Origin of the sequence: Paenibacillus urinalis (genome assembly GCF_028747985.1) — a bacterium.
Taxonomy (GTDB): domain Bacteria; phylum Bacillota; class Bacilli; order Paenibacillales; family Paenibacillaceae; genus Paenibacillus; species Paenibacillus urinalis.
In genome coordinates this window covers 2,662,405-2,685,699 of record NZ_CP118108.1, presented here as the reverse complement: position 1 = coordinate 2,685,699, position 23,295 = coordinate 2,662,405, and the positions used below count along the sequence as shown (strand labels likewise).

The 23,295-nt window shown below is 44.8% G+C and carries 19 protein-coding genes and 1 pseudogene; 5 read left to right on the top strand and 15 right to left on the bottom strand.

The window, feature by feature from the left end:
- The first annotated feature begins 37 nt into the window (after positions 1-37).
- Positions 38-2,161, top strand: a complete 2,124-nt coding sequence (locus PUW25_RS12320) for a serine hydrolase domain-containing protein (RefSeq protein WP_047911737.1) — start codon at positions 38-40, stop codon at positions 2,159-2,161.
- 105 nt (positions 2,162-2,266) lie between these two features.
- On the opposite strand, the gene PUW25_RS12315 is transcribed toward PUW25_RS12320, so the two are convergent.
- Positions 2,267-3,148: an NAD-dependent epimerase/dehydratase family protein gene (locus tag PUW25_RS12315; RefSeq protein ID WP_274338615.1), complete on the bottom strand. Its 882-nt coding sequence runs from the start codon at positions 3,146-3,148 to the stop codon at positions 2,267-2,269.
- 139 nt (positions 3,149-3,287) lie between these two features.
- On the opposite strand from PUW25_RS12315, the gene PUW25_RS12310 reads away from it, so the two are divergent.
- Positions 3,288-4,457: a S8 family peptidase gene (locus tag PUW25_RS12310; protein ID WP_205053144.1), complete on the top strand. Its 1,170-nt coding sequence runs from the start codon at positions 3,288-3,290 to the stop codon at positions 4,455-4,457.
- Positions 4,458-4,482: 25 nt separating this feature from the next.
- Here PUW25_RS12310 and PUW25_RS12305 read toward each other — a convergent pair whose 3' ends face one another.
- The 3 genes from PUW25_RS12305 to PUW25_RS12295 form a co-directional block, all read right to left on the bottom strand.
- Positions 4,483-5,457 carry an aldo/keto reductase family protein gene (locus PUW25_RS12305; RefSeq protein WP_047911735.1) on the bottom strand — a complete coding sequence of 325 codons (975 nt, stop codon included), beginning with the start codon at positions 5,455-5,457 and terminating at the stop codon, positions 4,483-4,485.
- Between the two features lie 201 nt (positions 5,458-5,658).
- Positions 5,659-6,849, bottom strand: coding sequence for an MFS transporter (locus PUW25_RS12300; RefSeq protein ID WP_274337091.1), 1,191 nt, complete (start codon positions 6,847-6,849; stop codon positions 5,659-5,661).
- Between the two features lie 291 nt (positions 6,850-7,140).
- Entirely contained in the window at positions 7,141-7,446 is a 306-nt protein-coding gene (locus PUW25_RS12295; RefSeq protein ID WP_047911734.1) for a Dabb family protein, read from the bottom strand.
- Between the two features lie 151 nt (positions 7,447-7,597).
- Here PUW25_RS12295 and PUW25_RS12290 point away from each other — a divergent pair, with 151 nt between their 5' ends.
- The gene (locus tag PUW25_RS12290; RefSeq protein WP_047911733.1) at positions 7,598-9,076 is read left to right on the top strand and encodes a stalk domain-containing protein; all 1,479 of its coding nucleotides are present in this window, start codon (positions 7,598-7,600) and stop codon (positions 9,074-9,076) included.
- A gap of 62 nt (positions 9,077-9,138) precedes the next feature.
- On the opposite strand, the gene PUW25_RS12285 is transcribed toward PUW25_RS12290, so the two are convergent.
- The 4 genes from PUW25_RS12285 to PUW25_RS12270 form a co-directional block, all read right to left on the bottom strand.
- Positions 9,139-10,119 carry a Gfo/Idh/MocA family protein gene (locus PUW25_RS12285; protein ID WP_047911732.1) on the bottom strand — a complete coding sequence of 327 codons (981 nt, stop codon included), beginning with the start codon at positions 10,117-10,119 and terminating at the stop codon, positions 9,139-9,141.
- Positions 10,120-10,291: 172 nt separating this feature from the next.
- Positions 10,292-11,986, bottom strand: coding sequence for a ribonuclease J (locus tag PUW25_RS12280; protein ID WP_047911731.1), 1,695 nt, complete (start codon positions 11,984-11,986; stop codon positions 10,292-10,294).
- Between the two features lie 16 nt (positions 11,987-12,002).
- Positions 12,003-12,431, bottom strand: coding sequence for a DUF2512 family protein (locus PUW25_RS12275; protein ID WP_047911730.1), 429 nt, complete (start codon positions 12,429-12,431; stop codon positions 12,003-12,005).
- 36 nt (positions 12,432-12,467) lie between these two features.
- A complete protein-coding gene (locus PUW25_RS12270) occupies positions 12,468-12,620 on the bottom strand; it encodes a hypothetical protein (RefSeq protein ID WP_193746028.1) in 153 nt (50 codons plus the stop codon).
- A gap of 110 nt (positions 12,621-12,730) precedes the next feature.
- Here PUW25_RS12270 and PUW25_RS12265 point away from each other — a divergent pair, with 110 nt between their 5' ends.
- Positions 12,731-13,951: an MFS transporter gene (locus PUW25_RS12265; protein WP_274338614.1), complete on the top strand. Its 1,221-nt coding sequence runs from the start codon at positions 12,731-12,733 to the stop codon at positions 13,949-13,951.
- 49 nt (positions 13,952-14,000) lie between these two features.
- On the opposite strand, the gene PUW25_RS12260 is transcribed toward PUW25_RS12265, so the two are convergent.
- The 3 genes from PUW25_RS12260 to PUW25_RS12250 all read right to left on the bottom strand — a co-directional run bounded on the left by PUW25_RS12260 (position 14,001) and on the right by PUW25_RS12250 (position 17,184).
- Positions 14,001-15,878: an ABC transporter ATP-binding protein gene (locus PUW25_RS12260; protein WP_238546355.1), complete on the bottom strand. Its 1,878-nt coding sequence runs from the start codon at positions 15,876-15,878 to the stop codon at positions 14,001-14,003.
- Between the two features lie 160 nt (positions 15,879-16,038).
- A complete protein-coding gene (locus PUW25_RS12255; RefSeq protein ID WP_052511909.1) occupies positions 16,039-16,578 on the bottom strand; it encodes a GNAT family N-acetyltransferase in 540 nt (179 codons plus the stop codon).
- 3 nt (positions 16,579-16,581) lie between these two features.
- Positions 16,582-17,184, bottom strand: coding sequence for a restriction endonuclease (locus PUW25_RS12250; RefSeq protein ID WP_047911728.1), 603 nt, complete (start codon positions 17,182-17,184; stop codon positions 16,582-16,584).
- A gap of 269 nt (positions 17,185-17,453) precedes the next feature.
- Here PUW25_RS12250 and PUW25_RS12245 point away from each other — a divergent pair, with 269 nt between their 5' ends.
- The gene (locus tag PUW25_RS12245; RefSeq protein ID WP_047911727.1) at positions 17,454-18,452 is read left to right on the top strand and encodes an aldo/keto reductase; all 999 of its coding nucleotides are present in this window, start codon (positions 17,454-17,456) and stop codon (positions 18,450-18,452) included.
- 42 nt (positions 18,453-18,494) lie between these two features.
- Here PUW25_RS12245 and PUW25_RS12240 read toward each other — a convergent pair whose 3' ends face one another.
- The 4 genes and pseudogenes from PUW25_RS12240 to PUW25_RS12225 form a co-directional block, all read right to left on the bottom strand.
- Positions 18,495-19,178, bottom strand: coding sequence for a DUF554 domain-containing protein (locus PUW25_RS12240; protein WP_205053145.1), 684 nt, complete (start codon positions 19,176-19,178; stop codon positions 18,495-18,497).
- Between the two features lie 69 nt (positions 19,179-19,247).
- Positions 19,248-20,066 carry a MerR family transcriptional regulator gene (locus PUW25_RS12235; protein ID WP_047911725.1) on the bottom strand — a complete coding sequence of 273 codons (819 nt, stop codon included), beginning with the start codon at positions 20,064-20,066 and terminating at the stop codon, positions 19,248-19,250.
- Positions 20,067-20,177: 111 nt separating this feature from the next.
- Positions 20,178-21,431: pseudogene (locus PUW25_RS12230) on the bottom strand (MFS transporter).
- 182 nt (positions 21,432-21,613) lie between these two features.
- The gene (locus PUW25_RS12225; protein ID WP_047911972.1) at positions 21,614-23,161 is read right to left on the bottom strand and encodes a BCCT family transporter; all 1,548 of its coding nucleotides are present in this window, start codon (positions 23,159-23,161) and stop codon (positions 21,614-21,616) included.
- Positions 23,162-23,295 lie beyond the last annotated feature (134 nt).

Sequence of the window (23,295 nt, the reverse complement as noted above, 5' to 3'; positions counted from 1 at the left end):
TTTCCAAGGGATCAAAATTCAGATAAGGAGTGATTTCATGGTATCCAAGTTCACCTTGCACAAGCATGTAAAATCACTGTCCAGCGTATTTCTCGCTTCAGTGCTTGTACTAGGGTCTATTGCCCCAGCGGCCCTGGCCGAAGAGCAAACCGCTGCGACAATGCAAGCTCAGCAGGTTAAAGTGCTTAATCCAGAGACAGCTTCCGTATTCCTGGATAAGTTCTTTAATTCACCTGAGGCAATGGCACAATATGTGGGAGCCTCCGTGGCTATTGTGAAAGACGGTGAAGTCGTTGCACAAGAAGGCTATGGATATTCTGACCTTGCAGCACAGACACAGGTCGATCCGGAAGAAACGGCTTTTCGTGTAGCCTCCGTATCCAAGACATTTAACGCTGTGGCCGCGATGCAGCTTGTTGAACAAGGAAAAATCGAATTGAAAGCCGATTTCCAGCAATACATAACGGGTCTTGAATTCGATAATCCTTATGACAAACCGGTAACGATTGAGCATTTGCTGACACATACAACAGGGTTTGAGATACGGGATCCTCAGCAGGAAGATATTCACACGGATTTTGATAAAAACGTTTCCATTGAGGATTATGTTCGAGAGCATATGCCTCCCGTTGTTCGTGAACCGGGGAGCTCTTATATGTATGATAACTTTGCCTCTCTCTTATTAGGACTTGTCGTTCAAGAAGTGAGCGGTCAACCGTATGAGGAGTATATGCAGGATCATATTTTTGAACCGCTGGGAATGAAGAACAGCAGCTTCCTGCTGACGGACAAGTTCAAGGAACAGCTCGCAACGGGTTACGATGCAGCGAAGAATCCCATTGATCTATACGCGATATCTCCGAATCCCATGCCTCATGGTGGAATGCTGACGACCGCTGAAGATATCAGCCAATTTATGATCGCCTTCCTAAACGGTGGAACGGACGGTGAGAACCGAATACTGACCGAGTCTACCGTAAATAGTATGGAAATTTATCGTTCGGCAATCCATCCTCTTCTGCCGGACACAACCTATGGGTTTGAAGCCGCTTTTCAGCTCCCTGGAGCCGGAAGCAGCTCTAAGATTATTACGAAGGCAGGAGATCTAACGGGATTCAGTTCTTATCTCTTCCTTATTCCGGAGCAAAATACAGGTGTCTTCCTTACTTATAATCAGACGGGTGCTCTACGAAATTTGTTCTATCCTGCTTTTATTAATGAATTTTTCCCTCAGTATGCAGAGGCAGTCGAATTTGACGACTATGAGCCCCAATCCGCAGATGAGCCTCAGCGTTATTCCGGATTGTACGCAGACCTGCGTTTAAGCACCATCGTCAGCTCTGTTTCAGGAGCAGAGGAGCAGGCAGGCAAGTTGGCCATTCAGGATGCATTCCTTGGGCCTCGTGTCCTTACACAGGTAGAGGAGAATCTGTTTGTCGATGAGATCAGCGGCCAGTTTACCGCATTTAAAGAACACGAAGATGGCAGCGTATATTTGAAAGAGCCCTATCTGAATCCAATGGGTTACGAACGCAAAGGTGTAGCACCAGCAGGGTTTAGGGATGTAAGTCCAAGCAGTCCTTATGCTGAAGCATTATACGCTCTTCAGTCTTTAGGCTATTATCCAAATGACGCAAGTACGTCGGTCAACCCGAAGCATATCGTCACACGAGCTGAATTTGTCAAGGAGATCCTGAAGGTCAGCAACATTCCTGCCAGTAAGACAGCACCTGCAGAAGGAACCGATTGGGCTCAGCATCCTTCCGCTGGCTATATCCAATCCGCTCTGGAAATAGGGATGCTGAGTGAAGCGGAGCAATTTAAACCGAATCAAGCCATCACACGTCAGGAAGCAGCTGTCATGCTGTGGAGAATCTATAAACTACAGTATCCTGATGAACTGTTTACAGAGGTTAAGCTATCTGGAAACACAAGCGAATGGGCCGTTCCTGCGGTCAAAATGATGATCGGGCTTGGTATTTATGGACCCGAAGTAGACATTCATTCGGATGGTTCTGCCGACTTTCAGTCCAAAAAACCGCTGAATGTACAAGAAAATGCAGCTATTATTTATAAACTATTAACACAACCAACAGATCAAATTGCAGCAGCCCTGGCTTCGGAACAAGCTCAAGCAGCAACGTCCTCCGGGGACGAATAAGTCGAGTAATAAGTTGAGGATACAAGGAACTATATAAGAAAGAACACTTCGGTTGCAAAAATGCAGCCTGAAGTGTTCTTTTTGTTAGCATCCTAACTCTAGGAATTAATTAAGGGCAAGCTGATCTACCAGCTTAGGCAGCCAATCATTCAAATTATCAAATTCAAAGCCGGCTTCGGCCGCTGTATTCGTGTTCATATACCAGGAGGCTTCCACTCCAAAAGGTGATGCTGCATCCTCTTCAGTGTCCTTCGTCAGCATAGCCTTCTGACCTGTCTTCGACTCAATGAGCTCCATCAACTCACCTATTGAAATGGTATTCTGTGATGCCGCGTTCACAGGGCCGGTAATGCTGGATGCTCCTGCCCATGCCAGAAAGCGTGCGGCCTCCTCTGAATGAATAAATCCCATTCGGGCGTTCAGATTAGGCAGTCCGATCGGCCGGCCCTCTTTAATGCGATCCACATGGAAATGCAAACGTTTGGTGTAATCATCGGTTCCGAGTACGATCGGGAATCGTACGCATACGACAGGAAAAGAGGCTTGCTGCATAAATACAGCTTCAGCCTGACGTTTACCCTCCTGATATGTAAAGCGGTCGTGTCTGCCATGCTGAATCCCATACGTCGAAGGATCAAAATCCTCTTCCTCCATAGCATCCTTAACCCCTACATCGTAAACGGACAAACTGGATGTAAAAACGTACTTCTTCGTTCTGCCATCAAAGAGCTTCACCGCATCCATGGCTGCATCTGGAGAGTAACAAATATTATCATACACGATATCCCATTCTTCTTTTTCAGCGGCTGCTCGCAGCTGCTCCTCTACCTCGCGATCGACGATGAGATGTCTTACTTCTTCTCCAAAAGGAAGAGGTGTGTTTCCGCGTGTCGCTACCGTAATTTCAGATTTTCCTTCTTGCAGCAGGTAATGCACAAGTCTTTTTCCAAAAAAACGCGTTCCGCCAAGGATTAGAACCTTCTTCATTCTTTCTTCCCTCCATTTCCTCTCATTTAACAGTAAGGTATACAAGACAACAATTAACTACCGCGAAGTCCAAGCCTTCAATCTCGTCCCACATATGATATTCCAAGTCTATCACTGATTTCATAGAGGAGGAATGGTTATGTGGCTGGCTTTAGGATTATCAGTGGCCGCAGTGATTGTGCTCTCGATCATCACATTACGATATTGGGACAAACGGGCAGACAGTAAATTCCACCCTCATGCGCCAAACGAGCTGATTATCAAGTTTGTTGAGGGCACATCACAGGATGACATGAAGGCTCTGCACGAAAAAGCAAAATGTACCGTTATCGATTCATATGAGGATCTAGGATTCTATCGAATTACCTCTAAACGAAAAATGCGTAAAATGCTTAACATATATCGTAAGCACGAGCTGATTGAATCAGCCGAACCCAATCATGTGTACAAGGCCGTATACACTCCGAATGACCCCTTCTATCCTGGCTATCAATATGCTCCACAAAAAGTGCTGGCTCCTGCTGCATGGGACATCACCCAGAGCTCTGCTGCCATAAGAATAGCGGTCGTAGATACCGGTGTACAGCCGGACCATCCTGAGCTGGCTGGAAAATTACTTCCGGGTTATGACTACGTGGATTGGGATCCTAACACCAGCGATGGGAATGGACACGGCACGCATGTCGCCGGAATAGCTGCCGCTGCAACCAACAATGGAGTCGGCATTGCCGGCATGGCTCCCTTCGCCTCCATCATCCCCATTCGCTCTTTGGATAACAGCGGGAATGGCTTATTGTCCAGTGTCGCTAATGGCATTGTCTATGCCGCGAACAATGGAGCACATGTCGTGAACTTAAGTCTTGGATCACCCGCTAACGATTCGTTTCTTCAAGCGGCTGTGCAGTATGCCTGGGATCGTGGCGCTGTTGTTATTGCAGCGGCGGGTAACGATAACACAACAACACCCATGTATCCGGCCTATCTCCCCGGTGTCGTCGCAGTGGCATCAACGAATGCATCGGATGTGAAGTCGGCCTTTTCCAATTACGGTGCATGGGTCGATGTTGCAGCACCTGGTGACCAAATCTTGTCCACGTATCTTGGCAGCAGCTATGCTTATTTAAGCGGTACTTCAATGGCTGCGCCTCTCGTATCAGGTCTTGCAGCTCTGCTTGCAGCTCAGGGCAGATCGAACGTCAATGTAAGAGACTGTATTGTATTTACTTGCGACCCGATCGCAGGTACAGGCACTTACTGGGCGCATGGCCGCATAAATGCATTACGGGCAGTACAGCAGCCTGTCTCTTAAACCAATGGACCGATCTCAGTAAAGTCTATCTCATCGGTGTAAAATCTTTGACTTGTCCTAATATTTGATCAATTCTCGCTAGAGTAGTAGAATCCAGCTCAATATCTACGGATTTCGCATTCTCCACAATTTGTTCGGGTCTGCTGGCACCTATCAATGCAGAGCTGATTCCCGGCAGGCGAAGTGTCCATGCAAGTGCGAGCTGAGACAGCTTCACCCCAAGTTCATTCGCTAGTCCATCGAGCTGGTACACCACCTCAAGCACGTCGTCACGCAGGTAACTGCGGATCACTCCATTCACGGCTTCATTAGCTGCTCGTGTACCTGCCGGCGGTTTCGCTCCTGGCTTGTATTTACCTGTGAGGATACCCTGGGCAAGCGGTGAAAATACGATCTGACCCATTCCTGCTTGCTCGGACACACTCAGCACCTCTTCTTCTATGTAACGTTCGAACATATTATATATCGGTTGATTGGCAATGAGGGGACGGAGATTCAGTTGTTTCGAGATGACTGCAGCCTCTGTAATCTGAGCAGGACTCCACTCGCTAATTGCAGCGTATAGGATTTTGCCTTGTGCAGTTAGATCATCCAGTGCACGCAGAGTCTCTTCCGTAGGTGTTTCATCATCATACCGATGGCAAAAATAGATGTCGATATAGTCTGTTCCCAGACGCGTAAGACTCGCCTCACATTGCTCTATGATTGCTTTTCTGGACAAACCTTTATCATTAGGTCCCTCTCCCATCGGGAAGAACACCTTCGTGCTCAGCACATAGTCCGAGCGTTTATAGGATCTTAGAGCTGCTCCTAACGCCTTTTCTCCCTCACCCCGATTGTACGCATTAGCCGTATCAAAAAAATTGATTCCGCATTCAAAGGCCTTATCAATACAAGCATCTGCTGCCTGCTGTTCTGCCGCTGTACCATAGGTTAACCAGCTGCCCAGACCAATCTCACTAACCTTGATTCCGCTTGATCCTACTCTCCTGTATTTCATGGACTCTCGCTTCCTCTCTGCATATGATTTTATTTTCTAATAGAGTGAAACCAATGACCCCTTCAATATATAGGAAATTCGGAATAAAGGGCAATGGGGAAATTTGATGTTGACCATTATATTTACACAGCATGGAATAACAAAACCGCGCAAGCCACCTGGATTCGTGACAATGCGCGGTTTATTATTAATCTAGCTATTTTACTTCAGACGCCACGTAATTAGTGCATTCACTACGATTAGAACACCAGCAGCCATGAATAGCATCGCAACATTCGTGAATTCAATAAATACACCAGCGATGCCGAGTCCAATGGGAGCCGCCAGCAAAGACATGCTGCCTATAAAGCTAAACACTCTGCCGAGCAGGTGCGGTTCAATCTCGCTTTGAATTAATGCAGAGAACGGAGCGGAAAAGATCGGACCAGAGAGCCCGATTAACAGACTCATGACGACAAATACATAGAATAAGGATGCCGGCAGAATACCTGATATAAATAAAGCAACGCCCATAATGAGCATGCCTCCTGCCATAAGCCGAACCTTGCTGAATCTGTCACCGAATATCCCTATCACGGATGCGCCCACGATCAATCCGATGGCAAAGACGATTTCAACCATTCCTGCCTGAAGTACACCCTGATCAAAATGGTTTCTTACCATCAGTGGAAAGTACGTACCAACGGGAATATATAGAATGCTGACGACCATGATCAGGATCGCCAATCTCCATACCTTGGGATGGCTAACGATCGCATGGTAGCCTTCTTTCATCTCAGCTAACAGGCTCGTTCCACTGTGCTCCACTTGTTTAGACAGCTTGGGTATTTTAATGAACAATACAATGGTTGAAGCAATCAAGGCTCCAAAGACGTCAATGAGCAGAACCCATTCCAGGGAGCTGGCAGCAAGAATGCTCATCCCCAGCGCGGGTCCAGCAATATTCGTAATGGATCCTACCATTTGACCCCAGCCGGAAGCCTTGGTCAGATGCTCTTCAGGAACAAGCAGTGGAATCGTAGCCTGCATGGCAGGCATATGAAAGGCCGTGGCTAAGGACCGAATGACCAATACTACAATAATAAGTCCAATACCAGGCTCTTGATACAGCATGGTGATAAATAGCAAGAGACTCCCTAAAGCGACGGTCATATCAGCTGCAATCATCATAAGTTTGCGTGAATAACGGTCAATAAGGGTTCCTGCAAGCGGACCAATCAATGCCTGGGGAAGAAAACCCGCAATTCCAGCTATGGCTAATATGAGCGGAGAACCCGTCGTGTCGGTCAGCCACCAGATCATACTAAACTGCACCGCAGCACTGCTCAGTAATGAGAAGAATTGGCCTGTATATAAAGCAATAAATATAGGTTTCCATTTGTTCATCGTCATATGAATCGATACCTCCAAAATTAGCGTATCGATTACTCATCGATACGAGCTTTAAATTAGATCTGAACTAATCTAAGCTCGTATCAAAAGAACAACAACATCATCATATATATCCCTCCAAATAAAAAGTACACAGAATGTACTGCTCCGTGTACAACCTATACTTTACCTGCGGCCCGGAATAATGTCTAGCCTAATCAACCAATTCAAATAAATTCCATCCGTCAATACAGGGTTAGATGACAACATCGTCAATGAAAAGCCTTGCTTACACCGCTGAACAGCTTCATCTTACACTGCGCTGTAGTCAATCTCCATGAACTGAACGACTTCCTTCTCCCAACGCTCAGTTACAAACTCCACATGCTTCGGATGTACATTGTATGCCTCATAATCTTCCCGACTGTTGAACACCATAGAAAATCCATAATCATATGTATTCTTTGGGCTGATCTCGCGAAACACTTGAAAATGGTTAACGGTAGGAATACTGCTGAGTGCAGATTTGCCTTCTTGAAGAAATGCGGATTCTTCCGATGAGCCATGAGCGTGTTTCAGTGAAAATACTACAGAATGTATAATTTGCTGTTGTTCCATCCTATTCACTCCTTGAATTTGTAATTGTATACTTCTAATATTATACGGAAATTATAACCGCTTCCTATGAATATTTGATATGTTCTGAAACTTATTTGGTCCTCATAACGTCTTTTGATTGTAATTTATTTACAGTCAGGAGGACAAACACATGAATAAGCGCCATGGAGCACGTGGTGTAACAGCTATAATTACGACGATCATGCTTCTTACTAATGCAGGAGGGTCTACTCTATGGGCTTCCGATTCTTTAACTAAATCACCATCCTCTAGCTCATCGAATTCATTACTGCATGCTAGCAGCACCGCCTTTACACAAGTTGAAGCAGAACAATGGAATTCGATTGGACTTCGAGCTGATGGTACCGTATGGACTTGGGGAAGAAATTACGGGCTGATGGAATCACCCGCATTATTTAGAATCGTGAGCCCTGCGAGACTGGATATTCCTGCTGAATTTGTCATGATCAAAGAGATGGGACAGAAACTGCTCGGTCTCAAAAAGGATGGCACGGTATGGTTATGGGAGTCAGTGTCACAGACTTCTAACTCTTCTACAGCACTTCATCAAGTACCATCTCTTACAGATGTAGAGTCTATATCTACACTTGGCAATATCGTGCTCGCTTTGAAACAAGATGGAACCGTATGGGGATGGCATTATGACATCCATTCCGGCCATTCAAGTATACCTCTGCAAATAAAAGGATTAGTCCATATCAACAGCATCGGCACAAGCTCATATCAGATGGCACATGCTCTCAATTCAGCTGGAACCGTATGGGTATTCACAGTGACGATAGATAACAAGGAACAGGTGGTATTTTCTAAACCGAAAAAACTTGAGAATCTACCTGAACTTCACACGGTCAGCGCCTATTCTCCAGATCAAATGTATGGTATCACTTCCTCAGGAACTACACTCAAATGGGGCATTGATATGTCCACTTCAAAAATTCGGTTATCGATGAAGCCGCGGAAAATATACCCGGCGTTGAAAATGCAGAGTGTAGATGTTCATCGTGATTATGCGGCTCTATTAACTACCGATGGCGAGCTCTGGATCGACGGGAAACGACCGACTGGTAAAGGCGGCCATATCGTTTCTCTTAAACGCTTCAAGCAGGTGTCCGCAGGAGAATATCATGTGCTGGCTATTGATACGCAAGGAAAGGTATGGGGATTTGGAGCAAACAAATGGAACGAAATCGGAATTCCTAGTACAAGAGACAGCATGGTATATACTCCGCAGCTCGTACGTGATGGCATAACGATCAAGGTGAATGGAGAGGTGCTCTATTCTCCGTATACCGCTGTTATGAATAATCAATTGATCAGCGTTCCGCTAAGGCAAGTGGTTGAGGCATTAGACGCGAAGCTGGTTGTAACTTCATCATCCCATGTCGGTCCAGAGTCACGTCTCTATACAATCACAAATGGTCTAACCTCTGCGTCTTTTGAGATGAACCAACCTGAAGTGAGCATCAATGGGAGAGTAATAACACTGAGCAGTACGCCATACTTAGAAACGAATGCAGTGATGATTCCGGCAGCTTTACTTAAGAAAATGGGTTATCAAGTGAACTGGAATGCTCAGTTGGCTGAGCTCCAAATTAACAGTAACGAATAGCAAGAATGAAGAAAGACCTGTCCCATACAATATAGGAGCAGGTCTTCTTATGTTACTGAATATTATTCAAAAGGATATCGTAGTCCCCACTGGCCACGAATTTGATCAAGCAGCTTCATAATGGATACAGACTCGTCCAGCGGAATCACAGAGCTCTCTGTGCGTCCTTCAATCAAGCATCTGCCAAGCTCTTCGGCTTCAAATGCGTAACCAATGCTTTCGCGATCATCCTCAAACGTTGTTACATTGCCGTTAACATGGAGTTCTGCTGTATATGCATTGAGGAAAGACGGAATGCGGATATGTCCATCAGTGCCGTAAATAAAAGCTTCATTGGTGAGGCCGAGACGCACGGCTCCGTTCAGCTGAGCAGTTTTACCGCTGCCGTAGGAGAATAGTAGTGAGAACTCTTCATCTACACCCGTCTCCCCAATATGTGCTGTACTCCACACCTGCTCGGGTTCAGCACCGAAGATCATGGATGCAAAGGATACCGGATAGATCCCCGCATCTAATAATGCGCCGCCTCCAAGCTTAGGATTTAAGAGCCTGCCTTCTGGATCGTAATTTGCACGGAAGCCGAAATCCGCCTTAACCAGCTTAATTTCTCCAATCTTCCCTTCATTCAGCCACTCTCTTACCTTACATATAGCCGGGAGAAATCTCGTCCACATTCCTTCCATAAGGAAGACCTTATTCTCTCTTGCGAAGGATACGAGCTCTTCTACTTCACCGGCATTCACTGTAAAAGGCTTTTCGCATAATACCGCTTTTCCTGCTCTTAGACACAGGAGAACATTTTCCTTATGAAAAGGATGCGGTGTAGCTACATAGATCGCATCCACCTCAGGATCATTCACCAAGTCTTCGTAACTGGCATGTGCTTTCTTAATTCCATACTCGGCGGCAAATTTCTCCGCACTCTCCGCAGTTCTTGAACCGACGGCATAGGCCTCTCCATTGCTTGCATAGGCAAGGTCCTTCGTGAACTGAGATGCGATCCATCCTGTTCCTAATATTCCCCACTTAATCGTTTTCGACATGTTATGTACCCCTCTCCTCAAATCACAAATTGTCACCGTTTTCAAATCACACTGGATATGTTTGCTGTGGCATCACTTCTGTGAACCATTATAAAGGACTTCCATGAAGATTGCGATAAAGGATGACAAAAAAAGGAACACATCAGCGATGTGTCCCTCTCTTCCGTATGAACTACACTTCGATAATGATGGGTAGTATCATCGGTCTTCTTTTGGTTTCGCTATATATAAATCGTCCTACGTCATCCTTCAAGATTTGCTTGATCAGGTTCCATTGACTCGCTTCTGATTCGGACAGACTGTCCATCGAGTCCAAGATCACTTGATGAATTTGCTCCATCAGCGCTTCGTTCTCTTTGACGAATACGAATCCGCGTGAGATAACTTCTGGAGAAGCCATCATTTTTCGCTCTGTTTTGCTTAGCGTGGTAACAATGATCAGCATACCATCAGAGGCCAGATGTCTCCGATCTCTGAGTACAATGTTCCCGACATCACCGACGCCTAAACCATCGACGAGATTGTTCCCTGCATGTACCTTAGGTCCCATTGAAGCTGATCCATTTTTGATTTGGATGGTTTCGCCGTTCCTGACGATAAATACATTCTCGCTGGGTACACCTACCGATTCAGCAAGCAGGCGATGCTTGTACAGCATTCGAAATTCACCGTGGACGGGAAATAAATATTCCGGCTTCATCAGCGTCAGCATCAGCTTTAACTCCTCCTGACTACCATGACCAGAGACGTGCATACCCGAAGCACTGCCTGAGCCGTAAATAACTTTAGCGCCGATGCCATACAGATTGTCAACGACGTTGGATAGATTACGTTCGTTGCCAGGAATCGCTCCGGCAGCAATAATTACCGTATCTCCGGGCAATATTTCAATGTGCGGATGCTGTGAGCTTGCGAGCCGGGACAATGCAGCCATAGGCTCTCCTTGACTCCCCGTACATAGAACGGCGATCTGCTCTGGAGGATATTTCTCGGAATCTCTTGCATCAATCAGCAGACCTTCAGGAATTCGCAGATAACCTAGATCATTGGCTACTTCGACCACATTCACCATGCTGCGTCCAAGCAATGCCAGCTTACGATTCGTTTCAATGGCCGCATCAATAATCTGCTGGACTCGATTCACATTCGAAGCGAAGGTGGAGATGAACACCTGCTGTTTGGCACTGGAGAAGGCATCAAGGATATGGCTGCCGACAATTCGTTCAGAGGGAGTAAAGCCGGCACGCTCAGCATTGGTACTCTCTGATATCAATACCTTAACGCCCTTCTTCCCGATCTCTGCCATCCGATGAAGGTCCGGATACGGTCCATTTACAGGCGACATGTCAAATTTAAAATCACCTGTATGGACTACCGTGCCCTCAGGCGTGTCGAATACTATGCCGAGACAATCCGGAATACTGTGGATCGTCGGAAAAAAGGAAGCTCGAATGGAGCCTGCGTCAACGACCGAATTCTCATCGATGACATGCAGCTGGGATTCGTCTAACAATCCGTGTTCCTTCAGCTTTATTTTGATTAAACCAATGGTTAATGCGGTTCCATACACCGGTATATTGAGCTGCTTGAGCAAATAGGGGATGCCGCCAATGTGATCCTCATGCCCGTGGGTGACCACAAGTGCCTTGATATCCTCTTGATGATCTAACAGGTAGGAGAAGTCAGGCACAATTAGATCAATTCCCGGCAGGCTTTCATCTGGGAATTTCGATCCGCAATCAATAAGTACAAGATCACGGTCATACTGAATAAAGTACATATTTTTACCGATTTCGTTGACACCGCCTAGAGCTGCGATTAACAACCGACTAGCTTCCGTCCTCAATACGAAATACCTCCCTTTCATGTTCGAGAAAAGATGATTAGGACTCTTTGGTTCCGTAAGTCTGCTTCTTCCTCAGTTCACGATTATCATGATCTACCCATATGTGGAAGACATATTCGAACGCAGCCATAACCAGAGAGATAATCAGAATGTCTGTGAGTGTGGTGTTCCAGAACATAAGCTCCTTAAATATCCATAGAACGGCAAATACAAAAACAAAATCTGCTACCGTTGCTATGATGTTGTTCGTTTTTCGAAATACTACAATATCTCCGAATAAAAAACCGATAGAAGCAATCAGCAGAGCAGCAAACCATGAAGTGATGAAGGAAGCATCGGAGAGCCACATCAGCAGTCCTGTCACCAGCACACTGTATGCTAGAAATTTTGTCATTTCTTTTTTGATATGAATCGCTCCTTCTGAAATGAAATAGATTCTAGATGTTATATTATCCGCAAATTGCAATTTACATCCAAAATGATTCAGAAGTTTAACAGCGTACTATTCGACTCTAATTGTAAACATATAGCTGGCACTTCCCTTGTCCCAGGAAGCATAAACACTATAAATGTAAATACCTGCTATTCCTGGTGCAGTCATCGTGTTATAATCCAATGGGACATTTTCGGATTGCAGATCATCCGTCCAATTCACTACTCCTATTGAGCCCTCCCATCAGGCTATAAGTTGAGCAAACAATGTACAGTTAAACAACTAAATCTTCAGGGCTTAAACCAATATAATAGTAAAGGATGCTTGCACACATGGTAAGTAACAATGGAGTTGCTAACGCCTGGAAAAAGAACACCGCCCTATTCTTAACCAGCCAGACCATTTCGCTATTCGGCTCCTCGCTGGTTCAGTATGCCATCATGTGGTATATCACTTTGGAGACCCAATCCGGCATTATGATGACCATCTCCATTATTTGCGGATTTGTTCCTGCCTTCTTCCTATCCCCCTTTGCAGGAGTATGGGCAGACCGGTATAACCGGAAGCTCTTGATTATGCTCGCAGACTCCATGATTGCCCTATCGACACTGGTACTTGCTGTGTTGTTCCTGCTTGGTTACGAGGCCATTTGGCTGCTCTTCGTGATGTCTGCAATTCGGGCGGTCGGCACAGGGATACAGACTCCGGCAGTAGGGGCCATTCTTCCACAGTTTGTACCAGAGGATCAATTAACCAGAGTTAACGGAATTAACGGAAGTATCCAAGCCTTCATCATGATCATATCTCCTATGGCAAGCGCAGCATTGCTTACGAAGGCCAGCATTGAAGTCATTTTCTTTATCGACGTCGTTACGGCACTAATTGCGATTCTTACTCTCTTGTTCTTCCTTCGTGTTTCTGCGCATACCAAGGCGATGCAGGATCAAACTACCAGCTATTTGGAAGATTTGAAAAAAGGTATTAAATATATTGGCGATCACACCTTCCTGAAGAAATTTTTCGTTTATGTCGCATTATTTAACGTTCTTGCTGCACCTGCTGCTTTTCTCACACCTTTGCAGGTTACAAGAACCTTTGGAAGTGATGTATGGAGATTAACCGCTATTGAAATTACATTTGCGATTGGCATGATGATCGGAGGAATATTGCTCGCAACCTGGGGCGGGTTCAAAAACAAAATCCATACCATGGCTACGATCGCACTTGGCGTAGTCCCGATCTTCGCCATTTACTTAACCTTTATGAGCTTGTTTGGACTCGCAATGCCTTTCTTTAATACGCCATTCACTGTCCTCCTGCAAGAAAAAGTAGAGCCCGACTATCTGGGAAGAGTGTTTGGTGTCCTCACGATGATATCCACTTCGATGATGCCGCTTGGCATGCTTGTATTTGGCCCCGTTGCGGATGTCGTCGCTATAGAATGGCTGCTGATGGGAACCGGCATATTGCTGCTGGTATTGGTATTCACTCTTATTGGAAACAAAGTGCTGGTTGAAGTCGGTAAACCTGCTGTTAATGAAGATACGCATTAAAAATACAAAAAGGCTGCCCAGAAGGCAGCCTTTTTCCTGTTTCTATATCTTATTGAACTTTTTGAAAGGTGTTTTGATGCTCCTTGTTCCATAATTCCTGAAAATAGTTGCTGCGACACATGAGCTCCTCGAAACTCCCTGCATCTTCAATCGCTCCGTCTTTCACTAATAGTATTTTATCAACATCCTTGATGAAGCTAAGCCGATGTGCAACCACAAGCATCGTCTTCTCCTTGAACATATGCAGCATCTCACGCATAATCTGCTTCTCTAGAATATTGTCCAGCGCAGACACTGGTTCGTCCAGAATTACAAGCGGACGCTGCTGACCCATAATCCGGGCAAAAGCAAGCCTTTGCTTCTCCCCGCCAGACAATTTGGTCCCTCTTTCCCTCACCCAAGTGTCCAGCTGCTGAGGAAGTCCTCTCACTTTATTTTTCAAGCCAACCTTATCCAGCAATTCATATAAGTCTTCATCGCAGTGATTCGGCAGCAGCAGATTATGACGAATCGTCGTATCAAAAATCGGGGGCTCCTGCGAAATGTAGGACAACTGATCATACAGATGATGAAGATGAAGCTCGTCAATATTAATCCCATCGATTAATATTCTGCCGGATTTTTTCTTGAGCAGGCCCGTCATCAGCTTGACGATGGTTGATTTACCACTCCCACTCATGCCGGCAATGGCAACCGAGCTGCCCTGCTCAATTGTAAAGCTAACCTCGTTTAAGATTCGATGATTCTCATAATCGTAAGTGACCTTATCAAACTCAATTCTTCCTCTCAGGGCACTAATTGAAATGCCGATATCTAGATTCTGATCCTCTGGTTTGTTCAGGAAAGCTTCAAACCGCGAATAAGTAACCCGGTCCAGCTTGTAATCCACATACAGCACATTGAAGATTGCAATTGGCATATATACTTGATCAATGAACATGATCATCGCAACAATGACACCAATAGACAAGTCACCTGCAATGATTTGGTTCGCACCGTAGAAGATAACTCCGATCTTGATCACATTAACAAACAGAGCAAAAATCGCAAAAAATGCTTCATGCACAAGTCTAATCTGAGTACTTCTCTTGATGATTTGACCCGATGTACGAGTCATTCGATCGATTTCTCTCTGATAACGCCTATTCAAGCGAAACACAACCAGCTCCATAAATCCGCGAACGGTGTATCTCGACATTTGCTCCTGATCTGCGATCAGCGATGCTTTCACACGATAGAGGGTCTTAAGCAGCAAGTGCGTCATTACGAATACAAGCACGTAGCCGGCTAAAATAATGAACATAATATGGATATTATATAATCCGATAAATAACAGGCTGAACGCAATCTTTGGAAGCAACTCATGAAATATGGTGAGGTAGAACGAATGCAGCATTTTGCCTCCTGCCTGAGCTCCGTTCTCAATCACCTTGATCATCTCGCCGGTTCCAATACTTTGATACGATGCATAATCAATTTTGGACACTTTGGTTAATGCGAAGATCTTTAGTTTCTCAACAATGCTGTTTGATAAATAGGTATTTGGATATTCATCGACATAATTCAGAATAGTCAATCCGATGAGCACCGCACCATAGAGGATGATGAACCATATCATTTCTTCGATATGCTCCACAGTAATAATGGTATCCAGTAATTGCTGGAACATTTGGATCCCCAGTGCTTCTAAGTATTGAATGGCAAATCCAATCAGAATATATATGACAATCATCCATCTAAAATGCTTTACACAGCTCTTCAACAAGACACGTCTAACCTCCATCAGTGAAATGTAAAAAAAGCCAAGGAAGCACCATAGCAGTGACAAATGAACCCTGGCTCTCCGGCCATAGGCGTATTTGTCCTCTTGCAGTGTCCCTTGACTCTTTTTATAAAAATGGTCAATTCCGGGCACCGTTCTAGTCATTAATCAACACTCGGCCAAAGGGCAGACTGCCCCCTTGGCGGCTGGTACGCGTTTTACCCAGCCCGATGATTAATTACTTCGAACGATACGGAATGCCATCCTCTTCACCTCGTATGTATAGACTGTTCTTATTGTAAATGATGGAAAAATGGTTGTACAGTCATTCCTTGTACTCAGAAGCCAATATGCCGTAATACTCCAAGTCCTCATATTGTCCCCACTTCATCACATGCTGCGGGAATGTCCCCTCTAGCTTCATGCCAATCTTTCTCATGACTGTGGAAGAAGCAGGATTACGAACTAACGCTGCTGCCCAAACCCGATTTAATTGCAGATCGTAAAAAGCAAATTGGAGTACACATTGAGCCGCTTCCGTACCATATCCCTGTCCCCAAAACGGTTTGCCAATCCAATAAGCAAGCTCAGCATGATTGTGATTACGGTTAACCTGCAACCCCACGACGCCCATGAACTCGGTTGTCAGTGCATCAAGAACGGCAAAGGAATACCCATCTCCCTTAGACTGAATGGCTTGCCTCCGTACTATAAAAGCTTCGGCAGTTCCTGCAGGATAGGGATAAGGAATGTTTAATGTCGTACTTGCAATATCCTTTTCAGTCAGCAAGGCTTCCATTGCAGCAGCGTCCTGTCGGTCCAAGGACCGTAATACCAGCCTGTCCGTCGTTCTTTGTTCCATCATACCTCACCCTCTCAGCAAACGCTCTTTTTTATACTGCTTGTCTCTCAAGTAATCATCCCATGAATCGAGCAGTCGTTCCGGCTCTGCTTCTATTAAATCCATTGCTGCATCCTCATGCCGGCTGCGAAGATCATTCATAATGTCAATTAAATCCTCGCGGTCCAGCAGCCTTACACCATTATATCCTGCCAGCTTCAAGCAAGCATCCGTATAAATGCCAGATGTAATAACGATAGACTTCTGGGCCCTGTAAAATGGCATCGCACTATATATCTCCTGTACAGCAGACAGCCCTACCGGATTACTAACTGCATATCGCTTGGCCTGAATAATTGCCCGATTCCCATTCCGATCGGTAAACACCAGATCCGCTCCAAAATCCCGGCTGCTCACGGTCTTGTAAGCATCTTCGTATCCCAAGGCGAGAAATAAGCGAAACAAATATTCTTCGAAATCCTTGCCATCTTCCATACGATCGATGTCTTTAATAGTGATCTTGTAAGGATTAAGCTCCCTTCGCCTGCGCCTTCTCGATATACGGATAATAATTCTAGCGGCGATGACAATCATGATGGCTGCCACTATGGCATAAATTACGGCCAACATTTAATTCCTCCCTATTCTTTGAGTCCCGATATGTATGCTTGCTTGCGTATGAAGGAATCCTGTGTTCCGAAATCAAGAAAATAATAAGAACATGCATTCTCCTGCTAAACAAATTATAAATGGACTGCTTCGAAAGGTAAAGTATAACAACTACAGAAGCAACAACGCTTCACGTTATGTTGGAAACTGGCTGATTTTGACAAAATCACATGTTAACGGATATCGTATAAGATGAAAAACCTAATCCAGGAATACAGGAGGTATGCAAAATGGAATACACTTATCTCGGAAGAAGTGGTTTGCAAGTATCCAGACTCTGTCTCGGTACAATGACATATGGTGCCTGGGATATGGATGAGAGCAGCTCTCTGTCTATCATTGACAAGGTGCTGGGTTCGGGGATTAATTTCATTGATACGGCAGATACATATGGTAAAGGAACGACAGAGGAGATTATTGGCAAGGCGCTTCATGGAAGACGGGATCAATTCATCGTTGCGACCAAGTTTAAAGTACGGACCGCCGAAGGCGTCAATGGTGAAGGAGCCAGTCGATATCGCATTATGCGGCAGGTAGAGGCAAGCTTGAAGCGACTGAATACGGATTACATCGATTTGTATCAGATCCACCGCCCGGATCCATACACTCCGCTTGACGAAACTCTTCGTGCGATGGATGATCTCGTTACTCAAGGCAAAGTACGATACATTGGATGTTCGAATTTTGAAGCTTGGCGTATTGTTGAATCCCTGTGGGTCAGTGAGAAGATGAATTTGGAGCGCTTTGTCACCAATCAGCCATCCTACAACATGTTCAATCGTTATATTGAACAGGAGATCTTACCTGTCTCCGAGCGGCATGGATTGTCAACATTAGCTTACTCTCCATTAGATGGGGGCTGGTTATCCGGCAAATATCGCAGCGGACAACCCCTTCCATCAAATTCTCGCGGTGAACGGATGGATACAGAAGCTCCAGTGAATCGTGATAAGCTGGCTAAAGTGGACAAACTCGCTGAAATAGCTGAGGCCAAAGGAATTACACTCGGTCAATTTGCTCTTGCCTGGCTGCTTCATCGGCCAAGTGTGATTCCCGTAATTGGAGTTAGAAATGAACAACAGCTACATAGCAATCTTAAGGCACTCGATATCAAACTTACGGAAGAGGAAATAAGACGAGTTGAGGAGATATCCCCTAGTCCTTATATCGACTTTTCTCAAGACGGCAGCTTCTGGTTTGACGAGCCCAGGGCTTATCGATTCAAGTAAGTTCCGACTAGCAATCCGTCCAGCTCTAAACTACTAAATATATTACAGCCCGAGCATATTCTTAATGACGATAAAAATGACGGGGATGAACAACGCTGGGATCATATTCATCGTTTTGAAATGCTTGATACCCAGAATGCTGAGCCCGGAACTAAGAATAAGCACGCCGCCTACGATCGAAATTTCGGTGAGCAGCTCGGGCGTAATATAACCAGCTACCGCACCTGCGAGCACATAAATTAATCCCTGCCAGCAGAACAGCACAGCAGCTGACCAGGCAATTCCAAAGCCAAAGGTGGATGCCAGCACCATGGACGTGATCCCATCTAACATTGCATTGGACAGCAGGTAAGTATGATTACCGTTCAGTGCACTTTCAATAGGTCCCACAATGGATAATGTACCGATACAGAACAGCATGATCGCTGTCGTTAAACCTTCTGCCAGATTCCCTTTCGAGATGCGGGATACTGCGCTTTTGAAGCTGCTCTCAAGATTCAGCCTCTCTCCAATCAGACCACCTACCGCTAGACTGACGATGAACAGTACAGGATAATGACTGTCAGGCAAATATTTAACGATGGAGCTAATGCCAAGTGCGGTAACAGCCAGCCCCATCGCCTGCATCAAAATGTCCTGGTAGCGCTCCCCGACTCCCTTCTTAAATATACTTCCCAGTGCACTTCCCACCAGGATCGTTGCTACATTTACAATCGTTCCTATCACTTGATTTCCTCTCCTATTTGGGTTTTTGTTAAACACAGAATAAACCCTCCAGTTACTGGAGGGTCAATGTTATTTTACAGGGATCTGTATTTCGGTTACAAACTTGGACGTATCCTGCGTAAGACCATAATCGATATACGTAATCTCTAGCCCATCATCCATGATACGATAGCCATTGTCTGCAATGTAATCCATCAGCTGTTCATAATATGGGGCTGCATCCTCATGTGTACCTGCAAACCGAATCGTAATATTCATACTTTGAGGAAGAAGCTTCTGTTCTATATGAAATGGCTTACCCTCTTCCTCAACAACGACAAAGATCGAATCATACTCCTCAAAGCGTCTTGCAATAAGGCTCTCCAATGCAATGGATAGTCCTACTTTTCCCAGAAAAATCGTTGATTTCATCTTGGTTTGATTCTCCAGCATACGAATCGGCAATTCTAAATTATCACTCTTATGTATCTTATGCTTCAGGACTACAATCGCTCTTTCGGGCAGCTCTATCTCACGAATTTTATACAGCTCATTCACATTGGCTGCATCCTGGATTTGATGAATTCGACTTTCTATCTTTTGCTTAATTTGTGTGAACTCATTGATTTTATCTACCGTTCTTTGATGCTGTTCCTGAAGGAGCTGCAGGATATGATCAATATCGCGATGATCGAGAAACTGCTTGATTTGTTTGAGCGGAACGCCGAGTGCCTTCAGATAGAGGATGGTATTCAGCTGTTCAAATTGATCTATTGAGTAATAGCGATATCCCGTAGTGGTGTCCACGGACGCCGGTCTAAATAAATCTATTTCGTCATAGTACCGAAGTGTACGAATGTCGATCTGAAAGAGCTTTGAAATCTCCCCGATCAGGAACAGGTTGTCCATTTCTGACTCGATCCTCCTATTTTCTCTGTAAATCAATATATCATAGTTTGAAAATCGAGGGAAAACAATAGGCATGGGCTTAAGCGGAAATTCCAATGTAAATAAAGTATCTCAAGGGGGATCTAGATTAATTTTGTCATCTTCTAAATGAACTTTTCGTATTGACGAAAGGCTGAACCATAGCCCACATATTGCTAATCCAACTAGCGGAATCCATACAGCTGTGGTGAAACCTAGATGTTCAGCAAGTCCTCCTCCTAGTGGAGCTCCAATAACAACAGCACTACGGTTAATAGATCGAAGTGTGGCATTCATACGACCTTGAAGGTGAGGTGGTGTGACATATTGTCTGTATCCCATTTCAAGAGGTCCCTCAATCCCCATCGCAAATCCATAAACGAACTGTCCTACAATCACATACAGGAGGACAGTGAACTGGGACTCAGAATGGTTAACTGTTGAAGCTAGAGCCGTCAACATAACTGCTGGTGCATAAAGAATTCGAGAAAAAGTGATGCCACGTCCAACACCAAATCGTGTACCAACGATATGAGATAGTGAGGTCCCAACAACTGCACCAACACCGGAAGCACTGAGGATATATCCAAGAAGTGTAGCATTAAGGCTAAGATCAATTAGATAAAAAGAGGTTAGTATTGTCATTGTCATACTATGAAAGAGGAACCATAGATGGGTATTCAGAGCAAGTGTGCGCAGATATGGATGTTGATAAACCCATCTCAATCCTTCCTTAATTTGCTGACCAAGAGGCTCCGTATTCATTCTTTTTGAGAATGGATGTTTAATTGATATCAATTATACTCCTGAAAACAAATACGATAAGGCATCAAAAAGAAGGGCAAACGGTGCACTCACGAATGAAACAAGTCCACCTCCAATTGCTGGACCACTTGCCTCCGCGACGGCTGAACTTTGTTCTAACCTTGCATTTGCACGTGTTAATAAAGGACGAGGGACCAATTGTGGCACAAAGGACTGGTAGGCAGTATCATTAAATAGTGATAATACACCAAACAAAACTAAGAGGGTAATTAGCCAACCAATACTGATCATTCCTGAAATAGACATTAAACAAATAAAGATTAGAACAATGCCACGTCCTATATCTGTTATGACCAATATAGTCTTCCGGTGAAAACGATCAACGAGAACACCAGCAATTAATCCTAAGAGTATGTAGGGAAGCCACCTTGATGCTGAAACCCAGCCTAAATCTACCGCACCCCCTCCCAAATGTTCAACCACTAATACCTGAAGAGCAAGCGTAGTTATATATGTACCAAAACTTGAAGCTGTAGAAGAAACCCAAAAACGAACAAAATCTCTGTTCTCCCTTAATTTCATCGGAATTGCACCTCATTTGTCATTTATTAGCTATCCAATATTTTTCCTTAACCTCTTAAATTCCCTTCTTGAATTATTATACATTTATTCTTTGATTAAAGATCGTAAATAACTATACACAAACCTAATAGCAAAAATAGCAAAAAAAAAGCAAGCGCCTTTAAGCGCTTGCTTCTTCCTTCCTATTTTCTTGGTTTATCAGATGCTTTATTCGCAGCTTCTTCCAATCGACGATATCGTCTCAGATCTGCTTTCCTGATCGGGAGTGGTTCCTTCCTAAGCAGCTTCACAACAGCGATGATTAGGAGCAGCAATATTACAGTGAATGGTAAGGCGGCTATCAATGATGCGGTTTGAAGCGCCTCGAGACCGCCGCTGTATAAGAGAACCCCCGCGATGGCAGCCATCAATGTTCCCCACACCACCTTCGCCGTCATTGGCGGGTTCAAGCTCCCTTTCGTTGTCATGCTGGACAAGATGTAAGTTGCCGAATCTGCAGAAGTGACAAGGAAAGTAAGGATGAGCAGAATAGACAAAATGGACATGACCGTTGAGAATGGCAGCTGTCCAAAGAGCTGGAACAATGCCGAAGTAACATCCTCGTTAACCGCTGCCGCGATGCCTGTGGATTCATGAAGATCGAACCAAATCGCCGTTCCACCAAAGGTTGCAATCCAGAGACAGGCAATGAGCGGCGGTACGACCATAACTCCTACGATAAACTCTCTGATCGTTCTGCCTCTGGATACTCTTGCTACAAAAGCGCCTACGTACGGGGACCAGGCAATCGCCCAAGCCCAGTAGAATATCGTCCAATCTCTTACCCAAGTCCCCTCAGTATAGGGCTGCAAGCGTAGACTGTACGATATGAAATTCGTTATGTAGTCACCCAGTGCCAGCGTAAACGTCTCCAGAATAAACACCGTCGGACCAAGCGTAAATACAAATAGAAGGAACAGCAGTGCTACACCCAGATTTAAATTACTTAGATACTTGATACCTTTGTCCAGACCTGTCGTCGATGAGATCATGTACGCAATAAATATAGCAACAAGTATTCCTAATTGAATAAGCGTACCGTTGCTGGTTCCTGTCAAAGTGCTTATTCCACCGCTCATTTGCATAACACCTAGTCCGATGGAGGTCGCAATCCCCATAACCGTAGCAATGACAGCCAGAATATCAATCGTTTTCTTTACTGCGGGTTTATTACCCGTAACGGGCTCCAGCGCTGTAGATACAAGTCCATCCTTCTCCTTACGAAATTGAAGGAATGCAATGACGAGACCAACGAGCGCAAATACAGACCATTGACTGATTCCCCAGTGAAAGAAGGAATAGCCCATGGCAACGCGTGCAGCTTCTTCCGACTGTGATGCCACGCCTCCAAATGGCGTATCAAAGAAATGGCTCATTGGTTCAGCTACGCCCCAGAATACGAGACCCACACCGAAACCGGCTGAGAACAGCATTCCGATCCATGTAAAAAAGGGATACTGCGGCTTTTCTTTCTCCCCGCCTAAGCGGATCGTTCCATACTTACTGGCAGCCACCCAGATGAGGAACACGATAATAACGAAAATAGACAGCAGATAAAACCAACCAAAATTATTGGTTGTTAAATTGTACAGCATGCTTGCTGTGTTACCGAATGCATCGGGCATTAAGGCACCCAGTACAGCAAGGAGAGTGATGATGATAGCTGAAATGCTAAATACCTTATCTCTCATTAATTTTCGAATCAAAAATCCCACCTCATACCTATTTATTTATCAATACCTCTACAGTATTGCTATTTAAACCGAATTCCATGTAAATAAACGGTGTACGAGACTTTTTATCTTCAACTACAATGAGCAACATC